Source organism: Brenneria sp. L4-2C (assembly GCF_040240335.1).
Taxonomy (GTDB): domain Bacteria; phylum Pseudomonadota; class Gammaproteobacteria; order Enterobacterales; family Enterobacteriaceae; genus Brenneria.
In genome coordinates this window covers 18,117-34,647 of record NZ_JBEIAC010000006.1, presented here as the reverse complement: position 1 = coordinate 34,647, position 16,531 = coordinate 18,117, and the positions used below count along the sequence as shown (strand labels likewise).

16 protein-coding genes are annotated in these 16,531 nt (G+C 51.7%); 15 read left to right on the top strand and 1 reads right to left on the bottom strand.

Annotated elements, in window-relative coordinates:
- Entirely contained in the window at window positions 1–261 is a 261-nt protein-coding gene (locus ABRZ26_RS10980) for a YfhL family 4Fe-4S dicluster ferredoxin (protein ID WP_319604306.1), read from the bottom strand.
- A 352-nt stretch (window positions 262–613) separates the two neighbouring features.
- Between ABRZ26_RS10980 and pdeH the strand changes: the two genes are divergently transcribed.
- From pdeH to ABRZ26_RS10905, 15 genes are all read left to right on the top strand, one after another.
- Window positions 614–1,405 (top strand): cyclic-guanylate-specific phosphodiesterase, encoded by a 792-nt coding sequence (gene pdeH, locus ABRZ26_RS10975; protein ID WP_319604305.1) that lies wholly within the window; start codon window positions 614–616, stop codon window positions 1,403–1,405.
- A gap of 781 nt (window positions 1,406–2,186) precedes the next feature.
- Window positions 2,187–3,704: a sensor domain-containing protein gene (locus ABRZ26_RS10970; protein ID WP_319604304.1), complete on the top strand. Its 1,518-nt coding sequence runs from the start codon at window positions 2,187–2,189 to the stop codon at window positions 3,702–3,704.
- A 715-nt stretch (window positions 3,705–4,419) separates the two neighbouring features.
- Window positions 4,420–4,629: a Flp family type IVb pilin gene (locus tag ABRZ26_RS10965; protein WP_319604303.1), complete on the top strand. Its 210-nt coding sequence runs from the start codon at window positions 4,420–4,422 to the stop codon at window positions 4,627–4,629.
- A 21-nt stretch (window positions 4,630–4,650) separates the two neighbouring features.
- Window positions 4,651–5,178: an A24 family peptidase gene (locus ABRZ26_RS10960; protein ID WP_319604302.1), complete on the top strand. Its 528-nt coding sequence runs from the start codon at window positions 4,651–4,653 to the stop codon at window positions 5,176–5,178.
- 82 nt (window positions 5,179–5,260) lie between these two features.
- On the top strand, window positions 5,261–6,190 hold the full coding sequence (gene cpaB / locus ABRZ26_RS10955; protein WP_319604301.1) for a Flp pilus assembly protein CpaB: 930 nt from the start codon (window positions 5,261–5,263) through the stop codon (window positions 6,188–6,190).
- Window positions 6,180–7,535 carry a type II and III secretion system protein family protein gene (locus ABRZ26_RS10950; RefSeq protein WP_319604299.1) on the top strand — a complete coding sequence of 452 codons (1,356 nt, stop codon included), beginning with the start codon at window positions 6,180–6,182 and terminating at the stop codon, window positions 7,533–7,535. The genes cpaB and ABRZ26_RS10950 overlap by 11 nt, the downstream gene beginning before the upstream one ends.
- Before the next feature lie 43 nt (window positions 7,536–7,578).
- Window positions 7,579–7,992 carry a CpaD family pilus assembly lipoprotein gene (locus ABRZ26_RS10945; protein WP_319604298.1) on the top strand — a complete coding sequence of 138 codons (414 nt, stop codon included), beginning with the start codon at window positions 7,579–7,581 and terminating at the stop codon, window positions 7,990–7,992.
- 15 nt (window positions 7,993–8,007) lie between these two features.
- Window positions 8,008–9,216, top strand: coding sequence for a CpaE/TadZ family protein (locus ABRZ26_RS10940; RefSeq protein ID WP_319604297.1), 1,209 nt, complete (start codon window positions 8,008–8,010; stop codon window positions 9,214–9,216).
- Complete coding sequence (locus ABRZ26_RS10935) at window positions 9,213–10,649, top strand: TadA family conjugal transfer-associated ATPase (RefSeq protein WP_319604296.1); 1,437 nt, start codon at window positions 9,213–9,215, stop codon at window positions 10,647–10,649. Before ABRZ26_RS10940 ends, ABRZ26_RS10935 begins: the two co-directional genes overlap by 4 nt.
- On the top strand, window positions 10,646–11,629 hold the full coding sequence (locus tag ABRZ26_RS10930; RefSeq protein WP_319604295.1) for a type II secretion system F family protein: 984 nt from the start codon (window positions 10,646–10,648) through the stop codon (window positions 11,627–11,629). The genes ABRZ26_RS10935 and ABRZ26_RS10930 overlap by 4 nt, the downstream gene beginning before the upstream one ends.
- A gap of 1 nt (window position 11,630) precedes the next feature.
- On the top strand, window positions 11,631–12,569 hold the full coding sequence (locus ABRZ26_RS10925) for a type II secretion system F family protein (protein WP_319604293.1): 939 nt from the start codon (window positions 11,631–11,633) through the stop codon (window positions 12,567–12,569).
- Between the two features lie 28 nt (window positions 12,570–12,597).
- On the top strand, window positions 12,598–13,395 hold the full coding sequence (locus tag ABRZ26_RS10920; RefSeq protein WP_319604292.1) for a tetratricopeptide repeat protein: 798 nt from the start codon (window positions 12,598–12,600) through the stop codon (window positions 13,393–13,395).
- Window positions 13,392–13,877: a TadE/TadG family type IV pilus assembly protein gene (locus tag ABRZ26_RS10915; RefSeq protein WP_319604291.1), complete on the top strand. Its 486-nt coding sequence runs from the start codon at window positions 13,392–13,394 to the stop codon at window positions 13,875–13,877. Before ABRZ26_RS10920 ends, ABRZ26_RS10915 begins: the two co-directional genes overlap by 4 nt.
- An 11-nt stretch (window positions 13,878–13,888) precedes the next feature.
- On the top strand, window positions 13,889–14,494 hold the full coding sequence (locus tag ABRZ26_RS10910; RefSeq protein WP_319604290.1) for a TadE/TadG family type IV pilus assembly protein: 606 nt from the start codon (window positions 13,889–13,891) through the stop codon (window positions 14,492–14,494).
- Between the two features lie 20 nt (window positions 14,495–14,514).
- Window positions 14,515–16,362, top strand: coding sequence for a TadE/TadG family type IV pilus assembly protein (locus tag ABRZ26_RS10905; protein WP_319604289.1), 1,848 nt, complete (start codon window positions 14,515–14,517; stop codon window positions 16,360–16,362).
- The last annotated feature ends 169 nt before the right edge of the window (window positions 16,363–16,531 follow it).

The window sequence follows — 16,531 nt, the reverse complement described above, 5'->3', positions numbered from 1 at the left end:
TCAGAGCTTGTCTGCATGGTGCATGAGCACATACTTTTCCCACAACTGTTCAGCGCCTTCCTGATGTTCGGGATCCTTGATGATGGTATTGTCGATGGGGCAAACTTTCTGACAGGTTGGTGTGTCGTAATGTCCGACACATTCCGTGCATCGGGTTGCATCAATTTCGTAAATGTCCATTCCCATTGATATCGCCTGGTTTGGGCATTCCGGTTCACACATATCGCAATTGATACATTTATGGGTGATGAGTAACGCCATGATAATCTTCTACCTTACAAACAGGGCGCAGATTATACCTGCTGAAAGCCGTTAAAACACGCGCTACCGTTCTTGATGTGCGAAGTTACGGGGTAAAATCATTATCTGTTCGTTAAATTGCTGCTGGATTTATCCGTTAGGCTATACGAATCAACTGATATAAGTGTGATTATTAGGTTTTAATTTGTTGATTTAAAAATCAAATTAAGTTAATTATGATATTGATCCTCCTGTGTTTTCAGCTTTCATGTGGGTCAGGTTTTCTGTATCGTCAATAAAGTTTACGACCGGAGAGTCGATAACGATATAACCTGTATAGCGTAGTTTTTTTATAATTAACAATGTCAGTCTAATGGCGGAACGCATAGTGCAGCAGGAAGGGAATGTTAATCAGTTTAAGCTATTGCTGCCTCAGCAAGGGGACGTTGAGTCATTGGGTTCCGATTACTGGAATCAATGCCTGCGGCGGTATACTTTTCAGCCAATTTACCGCACATCAGGTAAGCTTATGGCTATTGAATTGTTAACCTCCGTTTTTTCTCCGACTTTGCCGCAAACCTTTATCTCTCCCGAAACATACTTTGCCAATATCAATGTGGAAGAACGCTTACAGATTATTGTCGAACAGCTACAGTTGCTATCGAATTGGCACTTGCGTTTTACCCGTGACGATCTACTGGCGTCGGTCAACATTGATGGCATGACGTTGCTTGCTTTACAGAAGAGCCATGAAGCTAAACGTCTTGTTGCCGCCATGCCCTGGCTCCGCTTTGAAATGGTGGAAAATCAGGGCGGACTGCCGAAAGAAGCATTAACCAAACTTCCGGAAGTACAAACGTTATGGTTGGATGACTTTGGCTGCGGGGTGGCGAACTTTTCATCATTAATGTTGGCGCAATATGATTGCATCAAAGTTGCCCGTGAACTTTTTATCCTGCTACAGCAAAGTGGAGAAGGTCGTGAGGTTTTTCCCGCGCTAATCTCTTTACTCGCTCGATTTTGCAACTATGTGGTTATCGAAGGTATTGAAACCCAGGAAGAGTGGACCATTGTTAAAGCCTCGCAGGCCGATGCCGCACAAGGGTATTATCTGTCGCGTCCACAACCATTCGATAACTTTGAGGCGCTAAAAACAGAGTTCTGAATAATGAACATTTAATTTAGTGATCTGCCTGCAATACCACTATTTCCTCTGCATTTTTATCCCTCTTTTATTTTCCTCCCTGTCTGGTATTAATTTTCGCCAATTGCATAAATGGTCTATGTTTAACAATAAATTATACTTATGAATATAAATGATAAGTTATCTCGCCGATGTTCTTTTTCTAATTATTTTATCTTGATTTTTTGTTATTTAACGTGATTTATGTTGTTAACTGGCTGGATACATGGTTTTAATGACTGGTTACAGGGGAAGAGATAACGAGGTCAGGACACCAGTCAGTAGACTTTTTTATTAACTTAATTAATTGATTTTTAATGATAAAAAAATCAATGTTTGTTATGAACGATCAAAAACGGCTTTATGATAGATTTTTTTTATTAAAACGATGAAATTTATTGGTATAAATGATTTGCTTACAAAGGCGGGATAGTCAAAATGTACTATCAGGTAGATCATGACATATTTTTAAATCCCATTAGAGAAACTTATAACGCAAGCATTACTAATATTAAATTTAAACATTTTTTGGGATTTTTTTTCTCATCTGCACACAGTGAAATGCGGGGTTTTTATGTTGATGTTTCCATGCTTCTGAGTCCTCCAGTCATCTGGAGATTTTTTTCTTTTATCCTTTCCGCTCTCTGGAAATGTGCCAGTTATCCTGCAAAACGACGGGGAAAGGGGCTATTGCCGGGATTTTTCGTCGTCTGTGCCGTGAGTTGCACGATCAGGACCTCTCGGACCTGAGGAGAGTGTTATTGTGTCTGAAATTATAATAATAACCATATTATCAGCACTCCTACTGCTGTCTGTTGTAAAGAATAGAAAGCTTAAACAAAAGTTGAATGCAGAGCAGAAAAGACAAGATTTTGTCAATATGATGTTCTTTGCAACGGAATATAGCCCAGCTTCTATTGTAATCGCGAATGAAAATTGTGAGATCGTTTACGTAAATCGTCAGTTTGTGAGTATGTCCGGCTATATGCCCGACGAGGTTATTGGCAAAAAACCGAATATATTAAGCTCAGGAATGACTAACGCGGCTGTTTATGAAGATCTTTGGTCTACCTTAAATAAAGGTGAAATATGGAGCGGCGAGTTTATAAACCGCCGCAAAGATGGACAGCTGTATTGGGAGAAGGCCAATATCGCAAAGATATACAATAAAACCAATAATTGTACGCAATATGTCGGCGTTAAGCTGGATATCACGGAGAGAAAAATACAGGAACATCACGATAACTCCTATAATCGGGCTCTGGAGCTTTTATCAAGCGGAGCGCCGTTAAAAGATATTCTTGATGCGATTATCTTCAGCATAGAAGAGAAAAATCCCGGCCGGATTGTCTGTTCGGTGTTGCTGGTGGATAAAGAAAAAAAATGCCTGATTCTGGGGTCGGCGCCCAGTTTGCCCGGCTTTTATAAAAATGCGATTCATAACGTCAAGATTGCCAATGGCGTGGCTTCGTTCGGTACCGCCGCTTATCGCGGAAAACGCGTGATAACAGATGATATCTCTGTTCATCCGGACTGGTCTCTGCATAAAGGTCTGGCGCTTTATGCGGGTTTGCGCTCGTGCTGGTCTGAACCGGTTTACGGGCAGAATAAAGAAGTATTAGGCGTACTGAGCGTTTATCACCGAAAAGTCTATGTCCCTAATGATGAAGAGATTTTTTCCATAGAGAAGTCGGCCCAATTAATATCCATCGCGATAGAGCGATACCGTGCCATTGATATGTTGCGGCGCAGTGAAGAACACTATCGCCAGTTGGCGCATTATGACTCATTAACGTCATTGGCAAATGGCTTAACCTTTGCCGAACAAATGGAACAGGCGATTTTGTTGTCTAAGCAAACAGGCAGAAAAATTGCGTTGATGTTCCTCGATCTTAATAAATTCAAACAGATAAATGACTCGTTTGGTCATTCCGTCGGCGATCTGTTACTAAAAGAAGCAGCGGCGCGTATGCGCACCGCCGTCAGAGAATCCGATACGGTATATCGGCGCAGCGGCGATGAATTTATTATTTTATTGCAAGGTATCAAAGAGGTGGACAACACCCTGTACGTTGCTGAAAAAATTCATCATGCATTAAATGAACCTTTTGATATCGAAGGGAAAAAAATGGATATCTCCTGTAGCATCGGGATAGCGCTCTACCCTGAGCACGGCACAGACTCCCTGACATTAGCCATTAATGCTGATTCTGCAATGTATCAGGCGAAAGCAATGGGGGCCGGCCAGACGCAAATTTATCATGATTTAAGTAATCATTAATAATGCAATAATTGCAATTAAAAGTATTGGTTTTAAATTAATATCTTTCTCTATGCGTCACCCTGATATTCATTACCGATGACGTTGCCGATTTCGTCATCAGTGATAATTCGTTTAAGAACCTGGCTGGTAAAAGGTCGGTTTTCCACTCCATAAAATTGTTAATGTGGTTTTTAACTTAATGGTTTTCGTCATTTGGTCATCATCGTCGCAAAGACAACATTGTTGACCGGAATAGAGAAATTACCATTGGCGAAAGGAACTAATTGCAATAATTTTTCACTATATCTAGGGCATGGTAAGACTCTTGTCATTATCCGCGTATAGAGTCAGGTATAAGGAGGATGCTTTTTTCTCATTGACGCTAAAATAGTTGTGTTTATTAATAATTATTAAACAATGCTAATGTAACGTTTGCATGTAAGTTATTGCGTTAATAGCATAATTATTAAATTGTTTCTTGCATTTTTTTGTGATGTTCATCAAGTTTTAATAAAAACTTAACTCAAATTTATTGAGGTAAGCCCTGAATTTGGATTAGGATTCGTTTTGTCTTTTTGGGGTAACATAAGGAAATTTTCATTATTACCCTTGGGCATTAAGTATAAGCAAATAATCTTACCTGGCGCTCTGTTGAGTTATTTTACCCGGCGGGCGCGGGTTGATTGTGCGCGGATGTTGTTTAACTAATATTAATTTTTTAAGGAATGAAAAAATGGTACGTAAATTATTTAAGTCATTAAAGAAGGATGAGCGCGGCGTATCGGCTCTGGAATATGCCATTCTGGCTGGGGTGATTGTGGTGGTGGTAGCTGCGGCCCTTGGTACATTTGGCACTAAGCTTAGTACAGCATTCAGTAATGTGGGTACTGCAGTTGAGAATGCTACGAAAGCGACGACGCCAGAGACGCCGTCGAATCCATAATAATAGTTTAGCCAGCTGTTAATGCTTTTTTTAAAGCTAATTATCATCGCGTTATTAATAGCCCTGTTCGGGCTATTAATACGCGCCGATTTGACTCAACGACGTTTGCCTAACCGCTGGATTGGTTATTACGCGCTGTTGTTTCCCGTTTATGCCTGGAGTCAGGAAATAAGTTGGATTCAGTTTGCGCTGCACGGTTTAGTCGCCGTCGTGGTTTTTCTGCTGCTGCTGTTGCCGTTTGTACGCGGCGGCATCGGCGGCGGCGATGTCAAATTGGGCGTGGCGGTAATGTTATGGGCGGGGCCGCAGTCGGCGGCCGCCGTTTTGGTAGCGATCGGTCTGGTCGGCGCGCTGTTGGGCATTGCCGGGTGGCTGGCGGACCTGCTGGCGGATAGAAAGCCGCAGGTGGCGTCGGAGACGCCGGCAAGAGAATCATTGCCGTCGTTTGGCCATATTCTGTCGGCGCGGCGCGGGGTACCTTACGGCGTCGCACTGGTGGCCGGAGGGATAACGGCGTTAATCAGCCAGGGATGGGGTCTGTTGCCTTAATCCATCATCCATCCGACCCTCGATTTTTAACGACAGGTCGCTTTTTCAGCCATCTGATCATCAAGCCGGGAGTGGCCTGTTGATGTCTTCAGTATTGAAATTTTCCTTGATCCTGCTTGCGGCGGCAATGCTGGCCGCGGTTGCCCGCATCTGGTTTGTCAGCGCCAGCGCGCCGCCGCAAAAACCGGTGCAGGTGCGCGTTGCCGCCGCTGAATTACCGGCCGGACTGTTGCTGCGCGAGGGCGATCTGGGCTGGAAAGCCTATTCCGAGGACCATGTGCCGGAAGGCGCGCTGCGTGAAGGCAGTACCGGCGCCAATCTGAATGGCGCGCTGGTAAGGAAACCATTAAAGGAAGGGGCGTTGATTCTGACCGGTGATGTTATCCGTCCGGATGCCCCCGGTTTTCTGGCCGCAGTATTAAAGCCGGGCATGCGCGCGGTTTCCGTGCCGGTGGATGATGTTTCCGGCAATGCCGGACTGATTCAGCCGGGCGATTTCGTCGATATTATCCTGACCCAGCGCCTTAACCCGCAGGCGGGTAGTCGCGGACGTGATGCGCGCCAGGTCGTCAGTGAAACGGTGGTCGAGCGGGTGCGTATTATTGCCGTGGGTTCGAGTATTCAGCGGCAAACGGAGGATAACGGCAAAGCCAACCGCGCCAGAACCGTTACCGTCGAAGTGGCGCCGCGCGCCGCCGAAGCCGTCACCGTGGCGGCGCAGTTGGGGAATCTATCGATGGCGCTGCGTAGTTTCGCGCTGGACGATCGGGATGCGGTTATCTCAGACAATGTGCAGAGCGCAACCGCCTCGGTCGTGGCGTGGGATAGCGAGCGCGCAAATGAGAGTCGCCCGGTGTGGGGCGGGGATGTTTCCCGCGCATTGGGCGCCGGAGAACATGGGGCGCCAGTATCAGACTCGGAAGGGAAAATCAGTCCGCCTCGATCGCTACGGGTGATCATCATGCGCGGCAGTCAACGACAGGAACAGGAGTTTGTCACTAATGCTCGCTAGAATTTCATGGCATATGTTGGTGCTGGCGTTGGCCGGCTTATTATTGGGCGTTTCCGTCAAGACGCAGGCGATGACGCTATCCGTCGGCGCGGGGGAGTTGATTAACATATCCGACGATATGGCGTCGGTATTCGTGGCCGATCCGGAAATCGCCGATGTTCAGTCGCCGACGCCGGGTTCGGTGCTGGTGTTGGGCAAACGGGTGGGTACCACATCGCTGTACATACTGGATAATGCCGGCAAGCAACTGGCTCGACGTACCATTGTGGTGAGACATAATCTGTCCGAAGTGCAAACGACATTACGCCAGCGCTTTCCGAAACTGCGTCTGACGCTGACGTCGTCGCCAGGTTCGATCATGGTGGCCGGCCAGGTGCCTAACGCCGAAACGGCCGAGGCGATTGCCCGTACCATTCGACCCTATCTCGGTGAGAAAGATGAATTGCTCAGCTCGTTGGCGATCGCCAGTCCGGTTCAGGTGCATCTGCGGGTACGGGTCACCGAGGTGTCGCGTTCGGTCACGCAGCAACTGGGCGTGAACTGGGAAGTGCTCTCCAGTCCGGGAAACTTTCTGCTTGGATTGGGGGGATTGCGGGATTTTGCTTCAACCGATGCCATCAGCGGGGTGACGACCTATACCGGGGCATCAGGCAACTATGGCGTCGTCGGCGGGTTCAAGTCGGGCAGTACCTCGATTGAAACCATGATCGACGCGTTGGATCAAGAGGGGCTGATCAGCATTCTGGCCGAGCCCAATCTCACCGCCATCTCCGGTCAGACCGCCAGTTTTCTGGCCGGCGGAGAATTTCCGGTGCCGGTCCGACAGGAGTCGGACACCACTACCGTCGAGTTCAAACCGTTTGGCGTCGCGCTTGATTTTACCCCAACCGTCTTGTCGGACGATCGCATCAGTCTCAAGGTTCGTCCCGAAATCAGCGAGATCGACTCCAATAGCAGCATTGTAGTGGATGGGCTGAGCGTGCCCGGTATTTCCGTCCGGCGGGTGGAAACCACGGTAGAGCTGGCCAGCGGACAGAGCTTCGCCATCGGCGGGTTGTTGCAGAACAACGTCAGAGATGTGCTTTCCAAAATCCCCGGTCTGGGCTCCATTCCGGTGCTGGGCAAGCTGTTCTCTTCTTCCAATTATCAAAACAACAAGAGTGAGCTGGTCGTTATTGTGACGCCGTATCTGGTGCGTCCGACCGCCGCCAACCAACTGGCGACGCCGTTGGACAGCATGAGAGCGAATTCAGACATCGAATATATTCTGAATAAAAAGAGCGGTGTCGACCCCTTGCAGAATAAGGTTCCCCGTTTAGCGGGATCGGCCGGTTTTGTGTATTAAAAACTCACTGTCGAGGAAGTTCGTCCATAGCAAAGGGAGTGTGATGATGGTTATGTTTACCGGGCTGCGTCGGTATCTCGTTTTACTGTTTATCGGCGGGGCGATAGGTCTGCTCACCGGCTGTAGCTCATGGCAACGTGATGACGACGGCATGCCGGATGTGTCCTCTATCAAGCTGCAACAGAGAGGGAAGTCGTGGGTGGCGGTTCCGCCTGATTGCCGGAGCATGCTGCAACCTAAGCGTGACTGGCGGGATGACGATCGCTGGCGGATTGCCTTCGGCTGCGCGACTTACACCAATCTTGCGGCCAGCCTGGCCCGTCCGCAGGATCTGACGTCGCCGCGGCGGTACAGCGGTATGCAGGCGGATGCGGCGTCGCTGGCGGTAACGCGCTATCGCGAAAATAAAGTTGAACCACTGCGGGAAACCGAGTCCACGGCGGATATTAGCGATTAAAACGGATACGGATATATGAGTGTACTGGGTGATAAAGAGCGCAGTGAACTGCGTATGGTGAGCTTTGCGGCCTTTGTGCTGGATACGGACAGTAAAGATGAACTGACTCGTTTTCTCAAAACCAGTACGGTGACGGATAGCCGGGTTGAGCGAGGCAATATAGACGAGGCTATCGTCTGGCTGAAGAAAATGGGTCGTTCGCCTCAACGTCTGCTGGTGGATATCTCCGGTTCCAGCGGGCCGTTGGATGAACTGGATCGGTTGGCCAATGCCTGTGAACCCTCGGTGCAGGTATATGTGGTGGGGGAACGCAACGATATCGGCCTCTATCGTAATCTGTTGCAGCGCGGCGTACAGGATTATCTGGTGAAACCGCTGGGGCCGGAATTGTTGCGCCGGGTGCTGGAGGACGACGATCGCAATCCGGTGCGGCAGCGGCGGTTGGGCAAATCCATTGCGGTCGTCGGCACGCGCGGCGGCGTGGGCGCGACCAGCGTCGCCGTGCATTTGGCCAGGCAATTATCCTCCGGCGGCGCCCATCGGCGGGTGGTTTATATCGACCTCGATTTTTACGGCGGCAATGGCATCAGCATGCTGGGTCTGGCGGGAGGAAATGCGCTGGTTGAGATTCTGGGAAATGTCAGTCGGCTGGATCTTCAGTATCTGGAACGAACGCTCAGCACCACGGACAACCGCTTATACGCGCTGGGCGCCGAACTGGATTACATGGAGCCCTATGAGGCGACGGAAGGGGTTCTGGGGGAATTACTGAAAACGCTGAGCCAGCATTTTCACTATGTCGTTCTGGATGTGCCGCAACGGGGCGGCGCGCTGTCCTCAGAGGCGTTTCACCATGCCAGCCTGGCCTGTATCGTCGCGGAGCAGTCGGTTTATTCGGCCAGAGCCCTGGTCAGACTGGCGCGCCATATCGAAGCGCATCCGAATCCGGCGACGATATACAACATTGTGAACCAGCCGCAACCGCTGAACCGTAACAAAGTCAATCGCGATGATTTTATCAAAGCCGTGGATCTGCCGGTTGCGGTGCAGATCGGCTATGACGCGCAGTCGCTGTCGCTGGCGGAGAATCTGGCGGAGCCGCTGTCGGATCGCGGCGAGTTTGCTCAGGGAATAAAACAGCTTGCCGGCATCCTGACCGGCGAAGCGCCGGGTAAATCCAAAGCGGCATGGTGGTCGCCTCTGAGCCTTAAGAGGTCTTCATGAGTTTTGGCCGTAAACCCGTGGATCACGATGTGTCGCCGTCGGATGAAAGCGTATCGGCAACGAACGTACGCGAGCATGTCAAGCAAGCTAACAAGGCACTGACCGAGCAGGAGGCGCTGTTGGACAAGGAAATGCCGCCGGCGACTTATCGTCTGCCGGGTAATGAGGATACGGTGGTGCGTTCCGTACATTATGCCCAAATACGGCAGACCGTCTTCGCCACTATCGATGTCTCCAGCGCATTACAGCGTACGCGTGATGAAGTCAGGCTCGACGTGGAAGCGATCATCGCGGAAACGGTGGTCGCGGAAGCGATGGCGATGACGCAAAGCGAACAGAAGCTGATGGGACAGGAGATCCTTAATGATATGTTCGGCGTCGGGCCGATTGAGCCGTTGCTACAGGATGACACCATTTCCGACATCATGGTAAATGGTCCGGATCAAATTTATGTCGAGCGTTTCGGCAAGCTGGAACTGACGCCGCTGAAGTTTCGCGATAACGCGCATGTAGTCAGCGTCGCCCAGCGTATTGCTTCATCGGTGGGCCGGCGAGTGGATGAAAGCAGCCCGATGGTGGATGCCCGTCTGGCTGACGGCAGCCGCGTCAACGTGATTCTACCGCCGCTGGCGATTGATGGCGCGTCGATCTCGATTCGTAAGTTTTCGCGTAAAAACCTGACGTTGCAGCGGCTGGCGGCGAAAGGCAGCCTGTCCCCGGCGATGGCGCGGGTGCTGGAAATCGCGGCGGCCAGTCGGCTGAATATCCTCATTTCCGGCGGCACCGGATCGGGAAAAACCACGCTGCTTAATGCGTTGTCGCGTTTTATCTCGGTTTCCGAACGCATCATTACCGTGGAAGATGCGGCTGAATTGCAGTTGCAGCAGCCGCATGTGTTACGGCTGGAAACGCGGCCGGCCAATCTGGAAGGCGGCGGTAAAATAACGCAGGGAGACCTGGTGCGTAATGCCCTGCGTATGCGGCCGGATAGAATCATTCTGGGGGAAACCCGCGGCGCGGAAGCGCTTGATGTGTTACAGGCGATGAACACCGGTCATGATGGTTCGATGACCACCCTGCATGCCAACAATCCGCGCGATGCCCTGATTCGTCTGGAAAGCATGGTATTGATGGCCAACGGCAATCTGCCGCTGTATTCCATTCGTCGCCAGATTTCCAGCGCAGTGCATATGATCGTGCAGGTTGAGCGTATGCGCGACGGCACACGGCGTATCACCAGTATTACCGAACTGGCGGGCATGGAGGGCGATGTCATCGTGATGCAGGAGTTATTCCGCTTCAACTATGATGCCGGCGCTTACGAAGAGGAAGTCAGGGGAACTTATGATAGCAGCGGCATGCGGCCCATTTTTTCCGAGCGCGCCCGCTATTTTGGTATGGAAACCGCACTGCTGGAGGCGATGCACCCATGAGCACGGTTGATGTCGTCACCATAATATGTTTCGCCTTCGCATTGCTGATCGGGCTGGCGGTCATCGTATTGATGGATGTATTGAGCCGCCGATCCGCCGTTCGTATCCGCCAGAAATTGAAAGAGATTATCGGGATATCGCGTCACGTATCGCGTAAGAAGATCTTGCAGGATTTGGAACGGGCGCAGACAGAGGCGCGTCGCTATCGGCGGCGTAAGGCGATGGGTACCTTAGGCTACTATTTCAACCGGATCGATACCGTCGGCGGCGCGCAGGGTGGTCGGAAGCTGTTCGGCGCCGCACTGGCGACGCTGTTGTTGATGCTGCTGTCGTTATTTCTGGGTTTCATCCCGATCACATGGTGGAGCATCCCGGTTGCTTTGTTGCTGGCGCCGCTGGCGGTCGCCGTTTTTCTTTATCGCAAACTGGTGGAGCGCTTCCAGGTCAACTTTCTTGGCCAGCTATCGGATGCGATGGATTCGATTACCCGCGCCAGCCAGGCCGGGATCCCGGTGGTGCAATCCATTCGCAATGTCGGAGAACACTTCAACGCGCCCCTCGGACCGGAGTTTCGCCGCATGGGCGATAGCCTGCTGCTGGGCAACGATATTCAGGAGGTCATGGATGATGCGGTGCTGCGCATTGAACTGCCGGATTTTTCTTTTTTCGCCGTTTGCCTGGCATTACAACGCGATACCGGCGGCTCGCTGGTTGAAGCCCTGGATAACTTATCCGGCATTATTCGCGCCCGTCGCGACCTGCGACTGAAAACCAAAGCCATGACGGCCGAAGGACGTTTATCCAGCATTATTCTGACCGCGTTGCCTTTCTTTATCGCCGGCGCGCTGTTCGTGCTCAACCCTAATTATATTCAGGTGCTATTTGAAACGCCCATGGGGCAAAACCTGTTGTGGGCGGCAGGGATTATGCTGTCGCTGGGGGTGATCTCGATTCGCAAGATCGCCAGCATGGAGGTTTGACATGATTCTGCTGCAACTAAGCTCCCTGCTGTTCGCCCTGTTGGGCGTAGGGCTGTATTTGTATGCCCGCACCAGTCGCCGCGCCAGACTTACGGAACGCATGCGGAGTGAAATAACACGCAAGAGTGGTCAGCAACTGGCATCGACGCTGTCAGGACAGCGGCGTCGACTGGCTCAGCGTTTGATGAGCACATTGAACTCGATCGGCAGTTCCGTTCCTCTGTTCAGTATCGCCCAGCGTACGGAAATCGCCGGCAAGCTGGTGTCCGCCGGATTTCGCAACCCGCAGGCGCTGATGGTGATGATTGCGCTGGCTCTGCTGTCAATCGCTGTATTGCTGACACTGGTGGGGGTGTTTATCTGGCCTTTGCTGGCGGGAGAGCGGATTTACGGCGTCCTGCTCTGTCTGGCGGCGGTCTATCTGGGGCTGCTGCTGCCGCGCGTGCTGCTGGACAGAATGGTGGTGCGGCGTCAGCGCATGATTCAGCAAGGGTTGCCGGATGCGCTCGATCTGCTGGTGATTTGCACCAATGCCGGATTGGGACTGAACAGCGCTATACACCGGGTCGCAGTGGAAATCGAAACCGTCTGTCCGGCGTTGGCGGATGAATTACGTTTAACCTCGGCCGAATTGCAGATCAGCAGCGATATCGAAGTCGTACTGAAACGACTGGCGCAACGCACCGGTCTGGAATCGATGAATACCCTGGTGAATACCTTGCTGCAATCCCGCCAGTACGGCACGGCTATCACCCAGGCGTTGCGTATCCTGGCAAAAACCGAACGTACCGCCAGGATGATGAGGCTGGAGGAAGCCGCCGCCAAACTGGCGGTGAAAATCACCCTGCCGATGATGCTGTTTATTCTGCCCACGGTGTTAATTGTGGCGGCGGGGCCGGCGGTACTGGGACTGATCGCGTTTTTTGGCCAGCAACAATAATGAAAAAACAATAGGAAGGGGAAGACCGATGGACGGTAAATATCGAATAGCGATGGCGCTGTTTTTAGCAACATTGCTTACGGGCTGTGCGGCCATGCATCCATCCGCACAGTTGTCCGGCAAACGTGTTCAGAGCCAGTCTGAGTTGGAGTCCGGCGATTTGCGCATCGCTTCCAGCGCGTTGCAGAGCGGCGACTTTACGCTGGCGATGTCGATTTATAGCCGTTTGGCGCAGAGTAATCCGGGCGTCGTCGCTGTCTGGATGGGGCTGGGAGACGCCCATTTCCTCCAGGGGGAATTTGGCGCGGCCGACAACGCCTATGTGAAGGCGCAACGGTTGGATCCGGAAAATATCGATGCCTGGTTAGGTTCCGCCAGGATCCAGATCCGCCAACGCAATCTGCCGGAAGCCATTGCTCGTTACCAGTCAATCCTCACGCGTTTTCCAGACAACCCCCGGGCGTTGTCCGGCCTGGGCGTCAGTTATGATCTGGCGGGGGATCATGGTCAGGCGCAGAGCACCTATCGGCGCGGACTCCAGAGATATCCCGACGATACGGCGCTGCGCAATAACCTGGGATTATCGCTGGCGCTTGGCGGCAAACCGCGCGAGGCGATCAACACGTTGTTGGGGGTTACCGGCGTATCCGGCAAGTTGCCGCAGGAGAGGGATAATCTGGCGCTGGCTTACGGCATGCTGGGGCGGGACGACGCCGCGGAAGATATCCTGATGAGCACGCAGTCGCAGGATATGGTGCAGGACAATCTGGCGTTTTACCGCTACCTGCGCCAGAACATGGGGCAAGCCGGCGCGGGGCGGCCATGAGGCGTTTGATACGGCAGTGGTCGCGGTTGCGCCGCAACCAGCAAGGGGTTTCCGCGCTGGAGTACGCGCTGGCGGCGCCGCTATTGTTTGCGGTGATCTTTGTCGCCATTGAGGTGGCGTTCATCATGCTGGCGGACGCCCATCTGGATGTGGCCGCCAACCGGGTGGCGCGCCTGGGGCGTATCGGCATTACCGGGGAGTGCCAACTGGCGGTAAACAAGGTGATGAACGAGACCCTGTCAGGCTGGATTAGTGGTGACGGTAAAGTTTATGCCGAGGCAAAGGTCTATACCCCGGGGGAGGATAATGCGTTCGGCGATGCGTACGACGAGAACTATATCCCGGTATGTGATAGCGGAGGACGAGGCGATATGGTGATTTATCGTCTGGGATTCGATCGCCCCGGCCTGACCGGTTTTATCTCCTGGCTGGGGCTGAGCAAGGTGCGTTTCGAGCGGGTCGTCCTGATCCAGAATGAGTGAGAAGCCTGGTAATGAACATTTTTTCCCATTTTTGGCAACGTGGTATTCAACCGATATTACGGCGTTTTCGGCGTGACAATCGAGGCGTCGTGGCGGTTGAAACGGCATTGCTTATTCCTATCGGGGTGTTTGTCATTATCGCCTCATGGGAGTTGTACCAATATTTCAGAACCGCGTCGGTGGTGGATCGCGCAGCTTTTATGGTGGCTAATAGTTTGTCTATGCAACGTGAGCTCTATGGTAGTTCCGACTGCACGCTGGCGAATTCGGTTTGCACCTACAACACTCTTGCTTCGGATTTGCTAACGCCGCTCGATTATAACCATAACGGGGGAATGGTTATCAGCCTCTATAAAGTGACATCTGATGAGAATGGCGATTCGGTTTGGTCTGCCTGTTGGTCAGAACCTTATAATCACGTGGTATCACAGCTTACGCCGCCAGCAGGGTTCCCAACTCCAGCAGCCAACGATTCGGTGATCGCGGTGGAAGTTTTCTATAACTATACCCCGTTCGCCATCAGTTCGGCCTTGTGGCAGGCGCTGGGCGGTGAGAAGCGAATTGTCAGCGAGGTATTCTATCGCCCGCGTTTCAGTTCATTGTGCGTCCTGGAATGATGACGACAAGGGAGGGAACCATGAACGTATTAAAGCGGTTTTTACTTATCCTGCAACGGGATCAGCGTGGCGCCGTCACCCTGACCTATCTGCTTTGTTTCCCGGTGATATTACTGGCGCTGCTGGGCTCTATCGACTTTATCCGCTACAGCATGGCGCAGAGTAAATTACAGAATGCGCTGGATACGGCGGTCATTTCCGCCGGACGCAATCTGGATACCTTTACGCCGGTTCCCACCGGTTCGGATGAGGAAGTCAAATGGCGCGCTGACGCCATCAGTTACTTTTTCAGCAATATGCCGCAGGGCTTTCTCGGCAGCTCCGTTTCGGAACAGAGTGTGGACATTATCTATAGAGAAGAAACCGACGCGTCAGGCAATGCCACCGGGGGGCAACTTGTTTCGATGTCCGCCACCGGCACCTTGCCGCTGCTGGTGACGGGTATGATCGACAGAACCGCATTTAATCTCTCGGCGCAAAATGAGGCAGTGCGCCGCACCCGAAGCGACATTGAGATGGTGCTGGCGTTGGATAATTCTGGGTCGATGGATTATAGCGGTCGTATGGCAACGCTGAAAACGTCGTCCAGTCAGTTGGTCGCCACCTTGTTTAATTCGGCCGTTGATGAGAACGGCGTTGCTCAAAATCAGGTCGATATCGGTCTGGTGCCGTTTACCGGCACGGTCAGGATCGGTGATAAGGCACAGGCGTTGAAATGGTTGAACGCGGATTGGGTCAAGGATTCGAAAGTCAAGATAAGTAATTATATTCAGAACATCTGGTCGGGCTGCATTGCCGAACCGGCGGGGACGTGGTCGAATAATCATCCTATGCCTGCTAAAGTATGGACGCCTGATGCCGCATTTCAGCCGCTGTTTTTGACTTATAGCTATAACTATTCGCCGTTTAAAAATGAAGAAAATACCGACAAAAAACTTACCGATCTCATCGATTTTGGCGAACCGAGCGAAAAAAGCTATGACCGCCGGTTATGGGCGGAAATAGAAGAGAGCAGTAACACTATTCGGGTGAATCTGGCAGTGGAATCAGAATACTGTACTGAAGCGCCGACTAGCTTTCTGACCAGTAATCCGAATGTGATAAATAACTCTATTAATAGAATGTACCCTTACGGCGATACGGGCGTACCCGTCGGCCTGCTGTGGGCGTGGCGTATGTTGTCGCCGCAATGGCGCGGCGAACAAGGTTGGGGGAGTGGTGTTATGCCGCGAGATCCCGTTCCCGGTCGACTGAAAAAGGTTATCGTGCTGTTGTCGGATGGTGATAACCGGCCGCTGGTGAACAACTGGTCTGACGGCTATTCTGAGAGCAAAGGTAGGTATGATGTAGATAAAAACATCGCCAAATATTCGCTTGTTTATCACTATCAGCAAGGGATAAATACGGAAACGGCTACGGAAACTGACCTTTCCTTTACCATACCGGCGTTCCGCCAGTGTCCGGTAAATCCGTTAAAGATGTACGATCCACTGGATCCACCGCTGACTAACGACGATTACGATGCATGCGTTTCCTTTCCTGTTGAGGATACCGATATCGGCTACCATACTGGCTACACTCAGTACAAGCACTCTCCCGGTGAAGATGAGCGGCGCGGTCAGTTAAGCTCCAGTGCGTATAATGGTTTTATGAGTGAGTTATGCGAGGAAGTTAAAAAAGACGGCAATGATATCAAAATCTATTCGATAACGCTGCTGGGTAAGGACATGACCAACGCTAGTATTAACGTGATGAGAAACTGCGCCAGCGGAGCGAACTACTATTACAATACCGATAATGTGGCGCAGCTTCCCGCCGTTTTCGCCGCCATTGCCGGTTCGCTTACCGAACTGCGGCTCACTGAATAAGTCATTAAAGGAAGCTCTACCTACCGAATCCTAATCCGTGATTCCTGCTTAGGCAGGGATCACTTGCACATGTACGCCAAGTCGCCAGCAGAATCCGATTCCCGCCTACTGCTCGGGAATGACGGGGATCGTGCTGACGTAGGGGATGATGATGGCGGCAGGAGGTTTA

Excerpts from the sequence above, each read along its gene's own strand:
- ABRZ26_RS10980 (WP_319604306.1), bottom strand. The coding sequence starts at position 261 with ATGGCGTTACTCATCACCCATAAATGTATCAATTGCGATATGTGTGAA.
- pdeH (WP_319604305.1), top strand. The coding sequence starts at position 614 with ATGGCGGAACGCATAGTGCAGCAGGAAGGGAATGTTAATCAGTTTAAG.
- ABRZ26_RS10965 (WP_319604303.1), top strand. The coding sequence starts at position 4,420 with ATGGTACGTAAATTATTTAAGTCATTAAAGAAGGATGAGCGCGGCGTA.
- ABRZ26_RS10960 (WP_319604302.1), top strand. The coding sequence starts at position 4,651 with ATGCTTTTTTTAAAGCTAATTATCATCGCGTTATTAATAGCCCTGTTC.
- cpaB (WP_319604301.1), top strand. The coding sequence starts at position 5,261 with ATGTCTTCAGTATTGAAATTTTCCTTGATCCTGCTTGCGGCGGCAATG.
- ABRZ26_RS10950 (WP_319604299.1), top strand. The coding sequence starts at position 6,180 with ATGCTCGCTAGAATTTCATGGCATATGTTGGTGCTGGCGTTGGCCGGC.
- ABRZ26_RS10945 (WP_319604298.1), top strand. The coding sequence starts at position 7,579 with ATGATGGTTATGTTTACCGGGCTGCGTCGGTATCTCGTTTTACTGTTT.
- ABRZ26_RS10940 (WP_319604297.1), top strand. The coding sequence starts at position 8,008 with ATGAGTGTACTGGGTGATAAAGAGCGCAGTGAACTGCGTATGGTGAGC.
- ABRZ26_RS10935 (WP_319604296.1), top strand. The coding sequence starts at position 9,213 with ATGAGTTTTGGCCGTAAACCCGTGGATCACGATGTGTCGCCGTCGGAT.
- ABRZ26_RS10930 (WP_319604295.1), top strand. The coding sequence starts at position 10,646 with ATGAGCACGGTTGATGTCGTCACCATAATATGTTTCGCCTTCGCATTG.
- ABRZ26_RS10925 (WP_319604293.1), top strand. The coding sequence starts at position 11,631 with ATGATTCTGCTGCAACTAAGCTCCCTGCTGTTCGCCCTGTTGGGCGTA.
- ABRZ26_RS10920 (WP_319604292.1), top strand. The coding sequence starts at position 12,598 with ATGGACGGTAAATATCGAATAGCGATGGCGCTGTTTTTAGCAACATTG.
- ABRZ26_RS10915 (WP_319604291.1), top strand. The coding sequence starts at position 13,392 with ATGAGGCGTTTGATACGGCAGTGGTCGCGGTTGCGCCGCAACCAGCAA.
- ABRZ26_RS10910 (WP_319604290.1), top strand. The coding sequence starts at position 13,889 with ATGAACATTTTTTCCCATTTTTGGCAACGTGGTATTCAACCGATATTA.
- ABRZ26_RS10905 (WP_319604289.1), top strand. The coding sequence starts at position 14,515 with ATGAACGTATTAAAGCGGTTTTTACTTATCCTGCAACGGGATCAGCGT.